This is a genomic window from Streptomyces asoensis, assembly GCF_016860545.1.
Lineage (GTDB): Bacteria > Actinomycetota > Actinomycetes > Streptomycetales > Streptomycetaceae > Streptomyces > Streptomyces asoensis.
On the sequence record NZ_BNEB01000003.1, the window covers coordinates 1,855,560 to 1,869,022 of the forward strand.

The 13,463-nt window shown below is 71.4% G+C and carries 13 protein-coding genes; 10 read left to right on the plus strand and 3 right to left on the minus strand.

Going from position 1 to position 13,463, the window contains the following annotated elements; translation table 11 throughout:
* The first annotated feature begins 1 nt into the window (after position 1).
* From Saso_RS20940 to Saso_RS20960, 5 genes are all read left to right on the plus strand, one after another.
* Positions 2–817 carry a phosphatase gene (locus tag Saso_RS20940; RefSeq protein WP_189928672.1) on the plus strand — a complete coding sequence of 272 codons (816 nt, stop codon included), beginning with the start codon at positions 2–4 and terminating at the stop codon, positions 815–817.
* A gap of 134 nt (positions 818–951) precedes the next feature.
* Positions 952–1,164, plus strand: coding sequence for a helix-turn-helix domain-containing protein (locus Saso_RS20945; protein ID WP_004984898.1), 213 nt, complete (start codon positions 952–954; stop codon positions 1,162–1,164).
* Between the two features lie 179 nt (positions 1,165–1,343).
* On the plus strand, positions 1,344–1,442 hold the full coding sequence (locus tag Saso_RS20950; protein ID WP_003948845.1) for a 30S ribosomal protein bS22: 99 nt from the start codon (positions 1,344–1,346) through the stop codon (positions 1,440–1,442).
* A 301-nt stretch (positions 1,443–1,743) separates the two neighbouring features.
* Positions 1,744–2,820 (plus strand): NAD-dependent epimerase/dehydratase family protein, encoded by a 1,077-nt coding sequence (locus Saso_RS20955; protein ID WP_189928671.1) that lies wholly within the window; start codon positions 1,744–1,746, stop codon positions 2,818–2,820.
* Positions 2,821–2,834: 14 nt separating this feature from the next.
* Positions 2,835–3,914, plus strand: a complete 1,080-nt coding sequence (locus Saso_RS20960; protein ID WP_189928670.1) for a lysophospholipid acyltransferase family protein — start codon at positions 2,835–2,837, stop codon at positions 3,912–3,914.
* A gap of 109 nt (positions 3,915–4,023) precedes the next feature.
* Here the strand turns inward: Saso_RS20960 and Saso_RS20965 are convergent, their stop codons facing one another.
* From Saso_RS20965 to Saso_RS20975, 3 genes are all read right to left on the minus strand, one after another.
* A complete protein-coding gene (locus Saso_RS20965) occupies positions 4,024–5,265 on the minus strand; it encodes a DUF5667 domain-containing protein (protein WP_189928669.1) in 1,242 nt (413 codons plus the stop codon).
* A gap of 256 nt (positions 5,266–5,521) precedes the next feature.
* A complete protein-coding gene (locus Saso_RS20970) occupies positions 5,522–6,301 on the minus strand; it encodes an ECF subfamily RNA polymerase sigma factor, BldN family (RefSeq protein ID WP_189928668.1) in 780 nt (259 codons plus the stop codon).
* Positions 6,302–6,711: 410 nt separating this feature from the next.
* The gene (locus Saso_RS20975) at positions 6,712–7,659 is read right to left on the minus strand and encodes an HAD family hydrolase (RefSeq protein ID WP_189928667.1); all 948 of its coding nucleotides are present in this window, start codon (positions 7,657–7,659) and stop codon (positions 6,712–6,714) included.
* Between the two features lie 102 nt (positions 7,660–7,761).
* Between Saso_RS20975 and Saso_RS20980 the strand changes: the two genes are divergently transcribed.
* The 5 genes from Saso_RS20980 (at position 7,762) to Saso_RS21000 (ending at position 13,441) form a co-directional block, all read left to right on the plus strand.
* Positions 7,762–8,034 (plus strand): glutaredoxin family protein, encoded by a 273-nt coding sequence (locus Saso_RS20980; protein ID WP_189928666.1) that lies wholly within the window; start codon positions 7,762–7,764, stop codon positions 8,032–8,034.
* Positions 8,035–8,293: 259 nt separating this feature from the next.
* Positions 8,294–9,058, plus strand: a complete 765-nt coding sequence (locus Saso_RS20985; protein ID WP_189928665.1) for a redox-sensing transcriptional repressor Rex — start codon at positions 8,294–8,296, stop codon at positions 9,056–9,058.
* A complete protein-coding gene (locus Saso_RS20990; protein ID WP_189928664.1) occupies positions 9,055–10,776 on the plus strand; it encodes a glutamyl-tRNA reductase in 1,722 nt (573 codons plus the stop codon). Before Saso_RS20985 ends, Saso_RS20990 begins: the two co-directional genes overlap by 4 nt.
* A 5-nt stretch (positions 10,777–10,781) precedes the next feature.
* Positions 10,782–11,738 (plus strand): hydroxymethylbilane synthase, encoded by a 957-nt coding sequence (gene hemC / locus Saso_RS20995; RefSeq protein ID WP_189928663.1) that lies wholly within the window; start codon positions 10,782–10,784, stop codon positions 11,736–11,738.
* Complete coding sequence (locus Saso_RS21000) at positions 11,735–13,441, plus strand: bifunctional uroporphyrinogen-III C-methyltransferase/uroporphyrinogen-III synthase (protein ID WP_189928662.1); 1,707 nt, start codon at positions 11,735–11,737, stop codon at positions 13,439–13,441. The genes hemC and Saso_RS21000 overlap by 4 nt, the downstream gene beginning before the upstream one ends.
* Positions 13,442–13,463 lie beyond the last annotated feature (22 nt).

Consider the following 13,463-nt stretch of genomic DNA (forward strand, 5'->3'; position numbering starts at 1 on the left):
CGTGTTGAGTACCGATGAGCTGCGGGCGCATCTGCTGGCCGCGCGGCTGGCCGGGGTGGTGGCCACCACCCGGGAGGAGAGCCTGCACAGCTACCGGCTCTTCGCCGCCCGTGATCCGCGGCTGCTGCTCGGGCTCGACCCCGAACGGAGCTGGCGGCAGCGGGACCTGATCGCGTTGATGGCAGACAAGTGTGGAGTTTCGGCCGATCCCGACTGTGTTTCCGGGCATGATGTGATCGATCCCGAACGGACGCTGGCCGCGCTGGACGGGTTCGCCGCGCGGCTCGCCTCGGTAGCCCAGCGTGGCGCGCCGGTGCTGCTGGGCACCGGCCACCCGCATCGGCTCCTGGGGTTCTACGCCGCGGTCGCGGACGCTTTGTCGACGGCAGGATGTGATGTCCTCACCCCGGCGAAGGGTCGCTGTGTCGACATAACGACCCGGTTCGGTCTACGCACGTACAACCTCGACTACGTACGAGGCGTCGCGCTCGTCCGGGAGACCGGTGCCGAACGCGCCGGTAGTGCGACCGGTGCGCACAGCCATTCGCCGCTCCCGGTTCGGGTCGCCCTGGCGGCCGCGGCCGCCGGCGGCGGGCCGCTGCCCGAGATGGTCATCGGGGACCACGGCTGGGTCTGCGGGGCAGGTCAGCTGGGGTTCGAGGCCATCGGGCTGGCGGACACCGACGACCCCGCGCCGTTCGTCGGGGAGGCCGAAGGGGTCGTCTCCGTCGTCGTTCCACTTGATGACGGCGTGCGGTCCTCTTACTACAGGCCGCTGACCCGCTACGTACTCAATCGAGCGTGTCTGTCACAGTAGGCCGCTGATGGGTGCACCTCTTCCCCACTCGCATCACCCGCCCCTACATTGGGGAGTGAGCACGCAGCGACGAAGAGTCACCGGAAGGGGAAGCCGGTGGCCGTCGAGTCGAGTGCGGAAGGTTCAGGTGTGTCATGGCTGCAGCTGGCGAGAGGCCTCTGAACGAGGTTCAGTTCCTTACCGTGGCGGAAGTCGCCTCGGTGATGCGAGTGTCGAAGATGACCGTGTACCGGCTGGTGCACAGCGGTCATCTGCCCGCGATCCGGGTGGGGCGGTCCTTCCGCGTCCCCGAGCAAGCGGTTCACGAGTACCTCCGCGAGAGCTACGTGGGGGTGGAAACCGCCTGACGGCCGGGGCCTGTCCGGCAGGACAGGCCCGGGGTGGGGCCCGGCCTCAGCGCCGTCCCGGGCCCCCCTCCCGCCCCTCGATTACGACCTCAGCGCTCGGGCGGGTAGGCTGACCCCTCGTAGGTCGTATGGGCCCATGGCGCCCAGCACCGAGTGATGAGAAGTGAGCGAGGGTAGTCGTGGGCTCTGTTATCAAGAAGCGGCGCAAGCGGATGGCCAAGAAGAAGCACCGCAAGCTGCTCAAGCGCACGCGCGTTCAGCGTCGCAACAAGAAGTAGGCGCAGGCGGGATCACCCGCAGGCACCTGCTTCGCGCGACGCGAGCCGCAGAGGCGTCGTGTGGCCCCCCACCGTGTTATCGGTGGGGGGCCACACGCATATCCAGGCACCGTGCGGTCGGCTGAACGCCGTGCGCATGCCTGGACGTGCACCAGGGCTGAACTGCTCGTACGACCGGAGGGATCCCGTCACTTCGTGCATCGGGGGGTCATCACAGCGCAACACCGACACGCTAGGTTGGCCCGCAGACGGGAACCCGCAGGGCATCCGGCGGTTCCAGGACGGAAGGAAGGCGCTGGTCTTGGGAAAGGTCGTGCTCGTTACCGGAGTGGCCCGTCAGCTGGGGGGCCGGTTCGTCCGGCGGATCCAGCGTGACCCGGAGGTCGAGCGGGTGATCGCCGTGGACGCGGTGCGGCCCGAACACCATCTCGGGGGCGCCGACTTCATCGAGGCCGACATCCGGCAGCCCACCATCGCCCGGGTGCTCGCGGAGACCCGCGCCGACACCGTCGTCCATCTGGACGTGACGGCGACCGCGCTGGGCCGGGGCAGCAGGACCGTGGTCAAGGAGACCAACGTCATCGGGACGATGCAGCTCCTCGGCGCCTGCCAGAAGTCGCCGAACGTGAAGCGGCTGGTGGTCAAGTCCTCCACCAACGTCTACGGCTCCGCGCCGCGCGACCCCGCCGTGTTCACCGAGACGACCCCGGCCAAGTCGCTGCCCAGCGGTGGCTTCGCGAAGGACGCCGTCGAGGTCGAGGGGTACGTGCGCGGGTTCGCCCGGCGCCGGCCCGACGTCGCCGTGTGCGTGCTGCGGTTCGCCAACATCCTCGGGCCCACCGCCGAGACACCGCTCGCCGCGTACTTCGCGCTGCCGGTGCTGCCCACCGTCCTGGGCTACGACCCCCGGCTCCAGTTCGTGCACGAGGACGACGTCATCGAGGTGCTGCGGATCGCCTCGCACGAACCGCGGCGCGGCACGCTCAACAGCGGCACCTTCAACATCGCCGGTGACGGGGTGCTGCTGCTGTCGCAGTGCTCGCGGCGGCTGGGACGGCCCACCGTGCCGCTGCTGCTGCCCGCCGTCACCTGGGCGGGGTCACTCGTGCGTACGCTGGGCATGACGGACTTCTCGCCCGAGCAGATCCGGCTGCTCACCCACGGCCGGGTCGTGTCCACGGACCAGATGCGCGAGACGCTGGGGTTCACGCCGCGGTACTCCACGGCCGAGACCTTCACCGACTTCGCGCGCAGTCACGGACCCGGGCTCCTGCCGCCCGAGGCCGTTGCCGGGGCCGTCGACCGGATCGCCGCGCTGCCCCTGGCCGGCGGTGGCGGCCGCGGCCCGGTCCACCTCCCGACGCAGAGCGCCAACTGAGGAGCGCATCAACGATGGCGGATGCCAAGGTCATTCCGTTCGACGACGACCGGTCCCGGGGGAGCGCGGCAGCGCGTCCGTCCCGGCGCCGGGGCGCGGTGAGCCGGCGTCGCAACGGCGAGCCCGCGCCGGTCCGGGAGCTCGGTGAGGCCGGTGAGGCGGTCGGGGCCGGTGCGATCCAGCCCCTGCCCACCAGGGCGGCCGGGCAGGATGATGTTCCTGTGACGGGTGAGGAACGGCAGGTCGAGGACGGCGGCGGCCTGGAGCGGCGGATCGCGGGCGGGCTGGCGTTCCTGCGCCGGCGTCTCACGGGCGACTACGAGGTCGACGACTTCGGCTACGACGAGGAACTCACCGACCAGGTCCTGATGTCCCTGCTGCGCCCGGTGTACGAGAAGTACTTCCGGGTCGAGGTCAAGGGCATCGAGAACATCCCGGCGGAGGGGGGCGCGCTGATCGTCGCCAACCACTCGGGGACGCTGCCGCTGGACGGGCTGATGATGCAGGTCGCCGTCCACGACCACCATCCGGCGGACCGGCACCTGCGGCTCCTGGCCGCCGATCTCGTCTTCGTGCTGCCGGTCGTCAACGAGCTGGCCCGCAAGCTCGGGCACACCCTCGCCTGCGCGGAGGACGCCGAGCGGCTCCTCGCCCAGGGTGAGCTGGTCGGGGTGATGCCGGAGGGGTTCAAGGGCATCGGGAAGCCGTTCAGCGAGCGCTACAAGCTCCAGCGCTTCGGGCGGGGCGGCTTCGTCTCCACGGCGCTGCGCCAGGGCGCCCCGATCGTCCCCTGCTCGATCGTCGGGGCGGAGGAGATCTACCCGATGATCGGCAACGCGAAGACGCTGGCGCGGGTGCTCGGTTTCCCGTACTTCCCGCTGACGCCGACCTTCCCGTGGCTGGGACCGCTGGGCGGTATCCCCCTGCCGACGAAGTGGACGATCCAGTTCGGAGAGCCCATCCGCACGGACGGCTACCCGCCGGAGGCCGCGGAGGATCCGATGCTGATGTTCAACCTCACGGACCAGGTGCGTGAGCAGATCCAGCACACTCTGTACAAGCTCCTGGTGCAGCGTCGGTCGGTGTTCTTCTAGCCCGCCCGTCCGAGGCAGCCCGTCCGCCCGTCCGACGGCAGGGACCGGTTCCGGGTACGGCGGTGGGGGCGCCCCTTCCGGGGAGCGCCCCCACCGCCGAACCGAAGAACTACTCCGCGTCCTCGCTGTCGATGCCCAGGCCCGGGAGCAGGCCGGGGAGGAGGGGCGGGAGGGTGACGTCCGGCTGGGTGCTGGGGACGAGGGGGTTCGGGGCGGTGCTGCCGGTCTCCTTCGGGGGATCGAGGAGGCCGCCGGTGCTGCCGCCGAGCAGACCGTCGTCGCCGGTGCCCGCGGTGGACGACTTGCTGGGGCTGCCGGAGCTGTGCCCCCCGGTGCCGTCGGTCGGGGTGTGGCCGCTGCCCTTGCCGGGGGCGGCCGACCGGCCGGGGTCCGTGGTGCCCGCGGACGCCGAGCCGGAGCCCTGCCGGGTGCCGCCGCCGCCCTGAGCGGGAGGCTGCGGGAGCAGGGACTGGAGCGGCGCGACCTCTTCGTCTATGGCTTCGAAGACCGACGAGACCTGCTGACTGACGTCCCCGAGCTGGACCGGCAGGCGGTCGCGCAGGGCGCCCCAGACCTCGCGGTGCGAGCGGGAGAACGCGTCGAGCGCCTGGATGGGGCCCAGGGAGTTCGGGTCGCGTTCGTACGCCTCGTGGAGGAGGCGGTGCCCTTCCGACGCGTCGTGCTGCATACCGTTCAGGGCACGCCGGATCTCGCCGAGGGACTCGTGGTCGAGGTCGCCGCTGCGGCCCCTTTCCATGAGCCGGCGGGCCTCGCTGAGCCGGGTGGAGGCCTGGTCGAGATAGGTCCGGCCGCGCTCGTCGTCGCCGTCGGACAGGTAGTTCAGTTTGAAGTCCTCGATGCCGCGCTTCAGCCCGTAGAGCCCGTCACCCGGGAGGGCGTCGGAACTCGCGGCGGCGACCCCGCCGAAGGCGCCCGCCGCGACGCCGACGCTGAGGCCGCCCGCGGTGAGGCCCTTGGCAAGGCGGGAACGCGGTCGGAACTTGCCCAGCGGGCCGGCCCGATGAGCGCCCTTGGCCCGGTGGGAGCGTTGTTCCGGCACCGCCGGGTCCGCCGCTTCGCCTCCCGCGGTGCCCGCCTTCAGCATGGCCTCCATGGCGGCGACCAACTGGGCCCGCTGGACGACCTTCACCTCGGGATCGAGTTCCGGTCTGGGCAGCTCGGCGAGACTCGTGGCGAGGGCCAGCAGCTGGCCCTGCCCGGTCCGGTCCGCAGCGGCCGGTGCCGGCGGTGATCCTTCGGTCTGCTCGGCCGCCGTGCCCTGGTCGGACTGCTCCTCCAGGGCCTGGGCGAAGGCGCTCGCCCGCCGGTGCGCCGATACGTTCGCGATCACTGGCGGCACCTCCTCTCGTCATGACGGTCGACTCCCCTGAGGTCCTGACGGTTGCACGCCCTGGACCTGTTCCACACGATCGAGTGATCGGGGGCGGCCAGGAAGTGACCACAGGGAGCCTGTATCCCGCACAACGACTGGCGCGGCACTTGGGTTACGGACTGCGGATGATCGGATCGGGAAGGCAACGGACTTTCACTGAAGGTGAGTTGGCGTCACGGAGTGTGTGGCGTCGGTCGCGGGCGGGGGGACGGGTTCAGCGGGCGTCTTCCGGCAGGAGACGGGCGAGGGTGCGCACGGCCCGGTACTGGAGGGTCTTGATGGCGCCCTCGTTCTTGCCCATCACGCGCGCGGTCTCGGCGACGGACAGCCCCTGGAGGAACCGGAGCGTCACGCACTCCTGCTGCTGGGGGTTGAGCCGGCGCACGGCGTCCAGCAGCGCGGCGTTGGAGAGGGACTCCAGGACGGAGTCCTCGGGGGAGCGCTCGACCTCGTTGGCGTCGAGCATCTCGCCGGTGGTGACCTCCAGCCGGAACCGGCTGGACTTGAAGTGGTCGGCCACCAGGTTGCGGGCGATGGTGACCAGCCAGGCGCCGAAGTCGCGGCCCTGCCAGGTGAACGTCCCGATGCGGCGCAGGGCGCGCAGGAACGTCTCGCTGGTGAGGTCCTCGGCGGTCGCCTTGCCGCCCACCCGGTAGTAGATGTAGCGGTAGACCGTGTCGCTGTACTGGTCGTACAGCCGCCCGAAGGCGTCGGCCTCACCGGCCTGGGCGCGCTCGACGAGGTCCATCATCCGGGCGCTGTCACTGTCGGCGGCCGGCCGACGGGCGGTGGCCGCACCGGCCGGGCGTCCTCGTCTGCCCACCGCGGCGCCGCTCTCGGCCAAGGCGTAGCACGGGCCGAGCGGTGCGGTGGTGGCGAACGCGGGGACGGCGTACGCGGTGGGGACGACGCCGCGCAAGAGGTCATGGACCGTAGCGACCGTTGCGCGCAGCGTAGCCAGGCCCGAGGTGTCAACCCCGACGTGTGGGTACACGGGACTCCCAGAGGCAGAGCTTGCATCACGTGCAGTACGGAACCATTCACCCGTCGTAGCGACGGAAGGGGTACCGGATTGCGTCTGAGGAGAATAACGCTTCGTACAGGGCCTGCTACACCGAGTTGCTCAAATCATCGATTACGTCGCTTCTGTGACCTATTGGCGCTCGATCAAGTTGCATGGTGTGAGCGATTTTTGACCGAAACGGTTTGTGTTTCGGGTTGGTCCGGGACGTCTTGTGGCTGTGCGCGGACAACAGGACTGGACGGGGGGTTACGGGGGTAAGACCGTCGGATTGGCCGGGTTCGGCGGGCCGTGTGCGGTGTTGTCCGAAAAAGCGGAGGAGCGGCCGGGGCGTGTCGCCCCGGCCGCTCCTCCGTGCCCGTGCCGCTTGCGGTCCGCTCTCGTCAGCGCCGCCGTCGGTGCAGCGCGATCGCCGCCGCCGTGCCGCCGGCCACCGCGCCCACCCCGGCCGCGGCCGGGATGCCGACCTTCGCCGCCTTGCGGCCCGTGCGGTAGTCGCGCAGCCGCCAGTCGAGGGTGTGCGCGTGCTTGCGCAGCTTGGCGTCGGGATTGATGGCGTAGGGGTGGCCGACGAGCGACAGCATCGGGATGTCGTTGTGCGAGTCGCTGTAGGCGGCGCAGCGGGAGAGGTCCAGGTTCTCCGCCGCGGCCAGCGCGCGCACCGCCTCCGCCTTGGCGGGGCCGTGCAGCGGCTCGCCGACCAGCTTGCCCGTGTACACGCCGTCGACCGACTCCGCGACGGTGCCCAGCGCGCCGGTGAGGCCGAGGCGGCGGGCGATCACCTGGGCGATCTCCACCGGGGCGGCCGTGACCAGCCACACCCGCTGGCCGGCGTCCAGGTGGGCCTGGGCGAGGGCGCGGGTGCCCGGCCAGATCCGCTCCGCCATGTACTCGTCGTAGATCTCCTCGCCGATCGACATCAGCTCGGAGACGCGGTGGCCCTGCACGATGGAGAGGGCCGAGTCACGGGCCTCCTGCATGTGCTCGGGGTCCTCGACGCCGGCGAGCCGGAACCAGGCCTGCTGCCAGGCGAAGCGGACCAGGTCGCGGGTCTCGAAGAACTTGCGTTTGTACAGGCCCCGGCCGAAGTGGAAGAGCGCGGCGCCCTGCATCACCGTGTTGTCGAGGTCGAAGAAGGCGGCGGCCAGCGCGTCGCCGTGCACGGGGAACTGCGGTTCCCGGTCGGGAGTGTCCAGGGCTGCCAGGGTCTCCTGCGAGCCCAGGGCTTCCTGGGTGGACTTGCGGGCTGCCTCCGCCGAGGCCTCGCCTGCCAACACGCTCCGCGCCGTGGCGGAACGCCTACGGGGAGTGAGCCATCCTAGAGCGGCCATGGCGTGAGCATAGCCATTGTGTCCGGTGGTTCCGGAGCCGAGAGGTTCGGACGGTGTGAACTCTCCGCGACCGCACCGTGAAAGAAGCGGGAGAATGGCGGTATGACTCCCCTCTTTGGACGTAAGGCCGCCCCGGGCGCGCGGTCGGTCACTCTCATCCGCAAGTCCGGTTGTCATCTCTGCGACGACGCGGAGCGTGTCATCGAGCGAGTCTGCGGGGAACTGGGGGTGTCCTGGGAGCAGAAGGACATCGCCGACGACCAGGAGCTGTACGACCAGTACTGGGAGCAGATCCCGGTCGTGCTGGTCGACGGCAGGCAGCACACCTTCTGGCGGGTGGACGAGGGCCGCCTGCGCAAAGAACTGGCCGGATAGGGACGTACGGCGGCGGCCGAGAAGTACAAGCTTGTACGGAAGGTCGCTTAGGATCGATGGCGGTTTTGTCTCGGGGGCGGGATTCACGAGGAGAGTGGCGGTTTTGCCCCCTGGAATGATGTGCGTGACCCCGGTCACGTTGGCCGGGCAAATCGGACACCATCTTTGTGCACGCGTTCACAAAGACATAGCCTGCTGTCGACGGGGCGGTCTGGGTACGTGTGACCGCCTACAGCCCCGCTCTACCCGCAGGAGCACCGTGGCAACTGGCCGAACTCACCGACCGGCGACCCGTAGCCGAGGGATTCCCGAGGCCACCGTCGCCCGCCTTCCGCTGTACCTCCGCGCGCTGACCGGACTGTCGGAGCGCTCGGTTCCCACGGTCTCCTCCGAGGAGCTCGCGGCCGCCGCGGGGGTCAACTCCGCGAAGCTGCGCAAGGACTTCTCCTACCTCGGTTCCTACGGGACACGCGGGGTCGGCTACGACGTCGAGTATCTCGTCTACCAGATCTCCCGTGAGCTCGGGCTCACCCAGGACTGGCCCGTCGTGATCGTCGGCATCGGAAACCTCGGCGCGGCCCTGGCCAACTACGGCGGGTTCGCCTCGCGCGGCTTCCGGGTCGCGGCGCTCATCGACGCCGATCCGGCGATGGCCGGGAAGCAGGTCGCCGGGATCGCCGTCCAGCACAGCGACGGCCTGGAGAAGATCATCTCCGACAACGGGGTCTCCATCGGCGTCATCACCACCCCGCCCGGCGTCGCCCAGCAGGTCTGCGACCGGCTCGTGGCCGCCGGCGTCACCTCGATCCTGAACTTCGCGCCGACCGTGCTGGCCGTTCCGGACGGCGTCGACGTGCGCAAGGTCGACCTCTCCATCGAGCTCCAGATCCTCGCCTTCCACGAGCAGCGCAAGGCCGGCGAGGAGGCCGCGGCTAACGAGAACGCCGTCCCGGCCCCCGCCGCCCGCGCCGACTCCACCGAGCAGGGACCCGACGGGGACGTACCCGCCGTGATGCCGGCATGAGTCTCCTCGTCGTGGGGCTGAGCCACCGCAGCGCCCCCGTCAGCGTGCTGGAGCGGGCGTCGCTGTCCGTCGACGCCCAGTTCAAGCTGCTCCAGGACACCGTCGCCGCCGAGCCGGCCGCCGAGGCCGCGGTGCTCGCCACCTGCAACCGGATCGAGCTCTACGCCGACGTGGACAAGTTCCACGCGGGCGTCGCCGAGCTGTCCACGCTCCTCGCCCAGCACAGCGGGGTCGGGCTCGAGGAGCTCACCCCCTACCTCTACGTGCACTACGAGGACCGCGCCGTCCACCACTTCTTCTCGGTGGCCTGCGGTCTCGACTCCATGGTCGTCGGCGAGGGCCAGATCCTCGGGCAGATCAAGGACGCCCTGGCCCGGGCGCAGGAGCTGCACACCGCCGGACGGCTGCTGAACGACCTGTTCCAGCAGGCCCTGCGGGTCGGCAAGCGCGCCCACTCCGAGACCGGCATCGACCGCGCCGGACAGTCCCTCGTCACCTTCGGTCTGGAACAGCTCGCCGCGGGCGGGGACGTGACCGCGTGGGCGCGGGGCAGGACGGCGCTGGTCATCGGCGCGGGATCGATGTCCTCGCTGGCCGCCGCCACCCTCGCGCGCGCCGGGGTCGCGGAGATCGTCGTCGCCAACCGCACGCTCGACCGGGCCGAGCGGCTGGCCCAGATACTGACCGAGGCCGACGGCACGGACGTGTCGGCCCGCGCGGTCCCGATGGAGTCGGTGCCGGCCGAGCTGACACGTGCCGACGTCGCCGTCTCCTGTACGGGGGCGACGGGCCTGGTCCTGACGGCCGAGGCGGTCGCCGCGGCGGTCGAGGACCGCACCGGGGCACCCGCCGCCTTCGCCGAGCAGGGCGCGCCGGCCGGCGTACGGCCGCTGCCGCCCACCTCCGTCGGCACCGACGAGAACTGCCCCCTCGACCTCGCCGCCGTGCCGCAGCAGGCCGCGGTCCAGCAGCCCGGCTTCTCCGTGCTCGGGGAGGCCGCCGTCGCCGGCATGGACGCCGCGACGCTGGAGCAGCACGCCGCCTGGGTCGACAACGCCGGTGTGGACCGCAGGCCGTCCGCCCGGCGCAGCCCCGAGACCGACACCGAGCTGATCACCGCGCTCGCCGCGCTCGCCGCCACCGTCGGCCGCATCCCCGAGCGCCGGCGGCCCGAGCCGGTCGCCGCGCCCGTGCGGCCGGAGCCGGTCCTGTTCCTGCTCGACCTGGCGATGCCGCGGGACGTCGACGCGGCCGCGCACCGGCTCGCCGGGGTGCGGCTGGTGGACATCGAGTCGCTGGCGGAGGCCTCGGCCGACGCGCCGATGGCCGCCGACGTCGACCAGGTGCGGCGGATCGTCGCCGACGAGGTCGCCGCCTTCGGCGCCGCGCAGCGGGCCGCGCACATCACGCCGACCGTGGTCGCCCTGCGCACCATGGCCGCCGACGTCGTGGCCGGCGAGATCGCCCGGCTCGACGGACGGCTGCCCGGCCTGGACGACAAGCACCGCGCCGAGATCACCCAGACCGTGAAACGGGTCGTCGACAAGCTGCTGCACGCGCCGACCGTACGCGTCAAGCAGCTCGCGGCCGAGCCCGGCGGCGCCGGGTACGCGGACGCGCTGCGGACCCTGTTCGACCTCGACCCGGAGACGGTGGCCGCCGTGTCCCGGGCCGAGGAAAGCACCGAGAAGAACGCAGAGAACCGAGGGCCGGCATGAGCGGCATGAGTAAGGCACTGAGGCTGGGGACGAGGCGGAGCAGACTCGCCATGGCCCAGTCCGGGCAGGTCGCGGACGCCGTGAGCCGGGTGACCGGACGGCCCGTGGAACTCGTCGAGATCACCACCTACGGTGACGTCTCCCGCGAGCACCTCGCGCAGATCGGTGGCACGGGTGTGTTCGTGACCGCGCTGCGCGACGCGCTGGTCAAGGGTGAGGTCGACTTCGCGGTTCACTCGCTGAAGGACCTCCCGACCACGCAGCCCGAGGAACTGGTCCTGGCCGCCGTACCGGTGCGCGAGGACCCCCGTGACGTGATCGTCGCCCGGGACGCGCTGAAGTTCACCGACCTGCCGCGCGGGGCGCGCATCGGGACGGGTTCGCCGCGCCGCGCGGCGCAGCTGAACTCGTACGCGCGCAGCCACGGGCTGGACATACACACCGTGCCCATCCGCGGGAACGTCGACACGCGGATCGGGTACGTGCACGACGGAGAGCTCGACGCGGTGGTGCTGGCCGCGGCCGGCCTCAACCGCATCGGGCGCATCGACGAGGTCACCGACTTCCTGTCGGTGGACACGGTTCTGCCCGCTCCCGGCCAGGGAGCACTGGCGATCGAGTGTGCCGCGGACAACGCGTCACTGATCGCCGCGCTCGGTGAGCTCGACGATCCCTTCACCCGGATCGCCGTGACCGCCGAACGGTCCCTGCTCGCCGCCCTGGAGGCCGGCTGCTCCGCCCCTGTGGGCGCGCTGGCCGACCTTCTGGCCGACGGGCAGACTGTCAACGAAATGCGCCTGCGCGGAGTCGTCGGAACCCCCGACGGCACCCGTACGGTGCAGCTGTCCACCACCGGTCCCGTGCCCGAGACACACGACGGGGCAATGGCGCTCGGTCGCGAACTCGCCGCCGAGATGCTTGCCCAGGGCGCGGCCGGTCTGATGGGGGAGCGAGCACTGTGAGCCCCACCACTCTTCCCGCCGCTGGTCCTGAACACGGGTACGTCACCTTCCTGGGTGCCGGACCCGGGGATCCGGGACTGCTGACTCTGCGCGCCGTGGAGGCACTGGCACACGCGGACGTCCTCGTCGCCGAGCACGAGGTGCTCGACGTCGTACGGACGCACGCGAGGCCGGGCGTCGCCGTCGTGAACACGGAAACCGGTCCCTCCTCGGACCCGCTTCCGGGCACGGGCGCGCCCCTCCCGACGCTCGTTGACGCCACGTCAACAACCGCTGAGGTACCCGCTGTGCGCGATGCCGCACATCTTGTCATGGAGGCCGCGCGGGGCGGCAGGCGGGTCGTCCGTGCGGTGACCGGGGACCCGGGACTGGATACGTACGCGGCCGCGGAAATGCTCGCGTGCGCCGCGGCCGGTGTTCCCTTCGAGGTCGTACCCGGTGTCGCGGCCGCCGTCGGCGTGCCCGCGTACGCCGGTGTGCCGCTGCGGGACGCGCAGGGCGCGGACGTCCGGTTCGTGGACGCGCGCACCGCCTCGGACCGCTGCTGGACCGAGGTCGGGGCGTCCGACGGCACGGTCGTCGTGTCGACGACCCTCGACTCGGTGGCCTCGGCCGCCGGGGAACTGGTCTCGGCGGGGCGCAAGCCCGATACGCCGATGACGGTCACGGTGGCCGGTACGACGACACGGCAGCGGACGTGGACGGCGACCCTCGGCACGATCGCCCAGACGCTGAAGCAGGCGAAGGTGCTGCCCTCCCCGGAGGGCGGCCGGCCGGTGATAGTCGTGGTCGGTGAGCGTTCCGCCCCCGCCCAGCGCGACCAGCTGTCGTGGTTCGAGTCCAAGCCGCTCTTCGGCTGGAAGGTCCTCGTGCCGCGTACGAAGGAGCAGGCGGTGTCGCTCTCCGACCAGCTGCGGTCGTACGGGGCCGTGCCGCACGAGGTGCCGACGATCGCCGTCGAGCCGCCGCGTACGCCCCAGCAGATGGAGCGGGCGGTCAAGGGCCTGGTGACGGGCCGCTACGAGTGGATCGCCTTCACCTCGGTGAACGCCGTCAAGGCGGTGCGCGAGAAGTTCGAGGAGTACGGGCTCGACGCGCGTGCCTTCGCGGGCATCAAGGTCGCCGCGGTGGGCGAGCAGACGGCGAAGGCGCTGATCGCCTTCGGCGTGAAGCCGGACCTCGTGCCGAGCGGTGAGCAGTCGGCCGCCGGGCTGCTGGAGGACTGGCCGCCCTACGACCCGGTCTTCGACCCGATCGACCGGGTGTTCCTGCCGCGCGCCGACATCGCCACCGAGACCCTGGTCGCCGGGCTCATCGAACTGGGCTGGGAGGTCGACGACGTCACCGCCTACCGGACCGTGCGCGCCTCGCCGCCGCCGGCCGAGACCCGTGAGGCGATCAAGGGCGGCGGCTTCGACGCGGTGCTCTTCACGTCGTCGTCCACGGTGCGCAACCTCGTGGGCATCGCCGGCAAGCCGCACAACGTGACCGTCATCGCGTGCATCGGCCCGGCCACGGCCAAGACGGCCGAGGAGCACGGGCTGCGGGTCGACGTCATGGCGCCCGAGCCTTCGGCGCTCAAGCTGGCGGAGGCGCTGGCCGACTTCGGGCTGCGCCGGCGGGCCGCGGCCCGGGAGGCCGGTGACCCGGTCAGCCGGCCGAGCGAGCGGCGCCCGGGCGCGCGGCGCAGGCGCGCCACCTGACCCTCGCGCCGACCACGCGCGT

Bases quoted from the DNA above. Each gene is read 5' to 3' on its own strand.
- Saso_RS20990 (WP_189928664.1), top strand. From the start codon at position 9,055: ATGAGTCTCCTCGTCGTGGGGCTGAGCCACCGCAGCGCCCCCGTCAGC.
- Saso_RS20960 (WP_189928670.1), top strand. From the start codon at position 2,835: ATGGCGGATGCCAAGGTCATTCCGTTCGACGACGACCGGTCCCGGGGG.
- hemC (WP_189928663.1), top strand. From the start codon at position 10,782: ATGAGTAAGGCACTGAGGCTGGGGACGAGGCGGAGCAGACTCGCCATG.
- Saso_RS20975 (WP_189928667.1), bottom strand. From the start codon at position 7,659: ATGGCCGCTCTAGGATGGCTCACTCCCCGTAGGCGTTCCGCCACGGCG.
- Saso_RS20980 (WP_189928666.1), top strand. From the start codon at position 7,762: ATGACTCCCCTCTTTGGACGTAAGGCCGCCCCGGGCGCGCGGTCGGTC.
- Saso_RS20945 (WP_004984898.1), top strand. From the start codon at position 952: ATGGCTGCAGCTGGCGAGAGGCCTCTGAACGAGGTTCAGTTCCTTACC.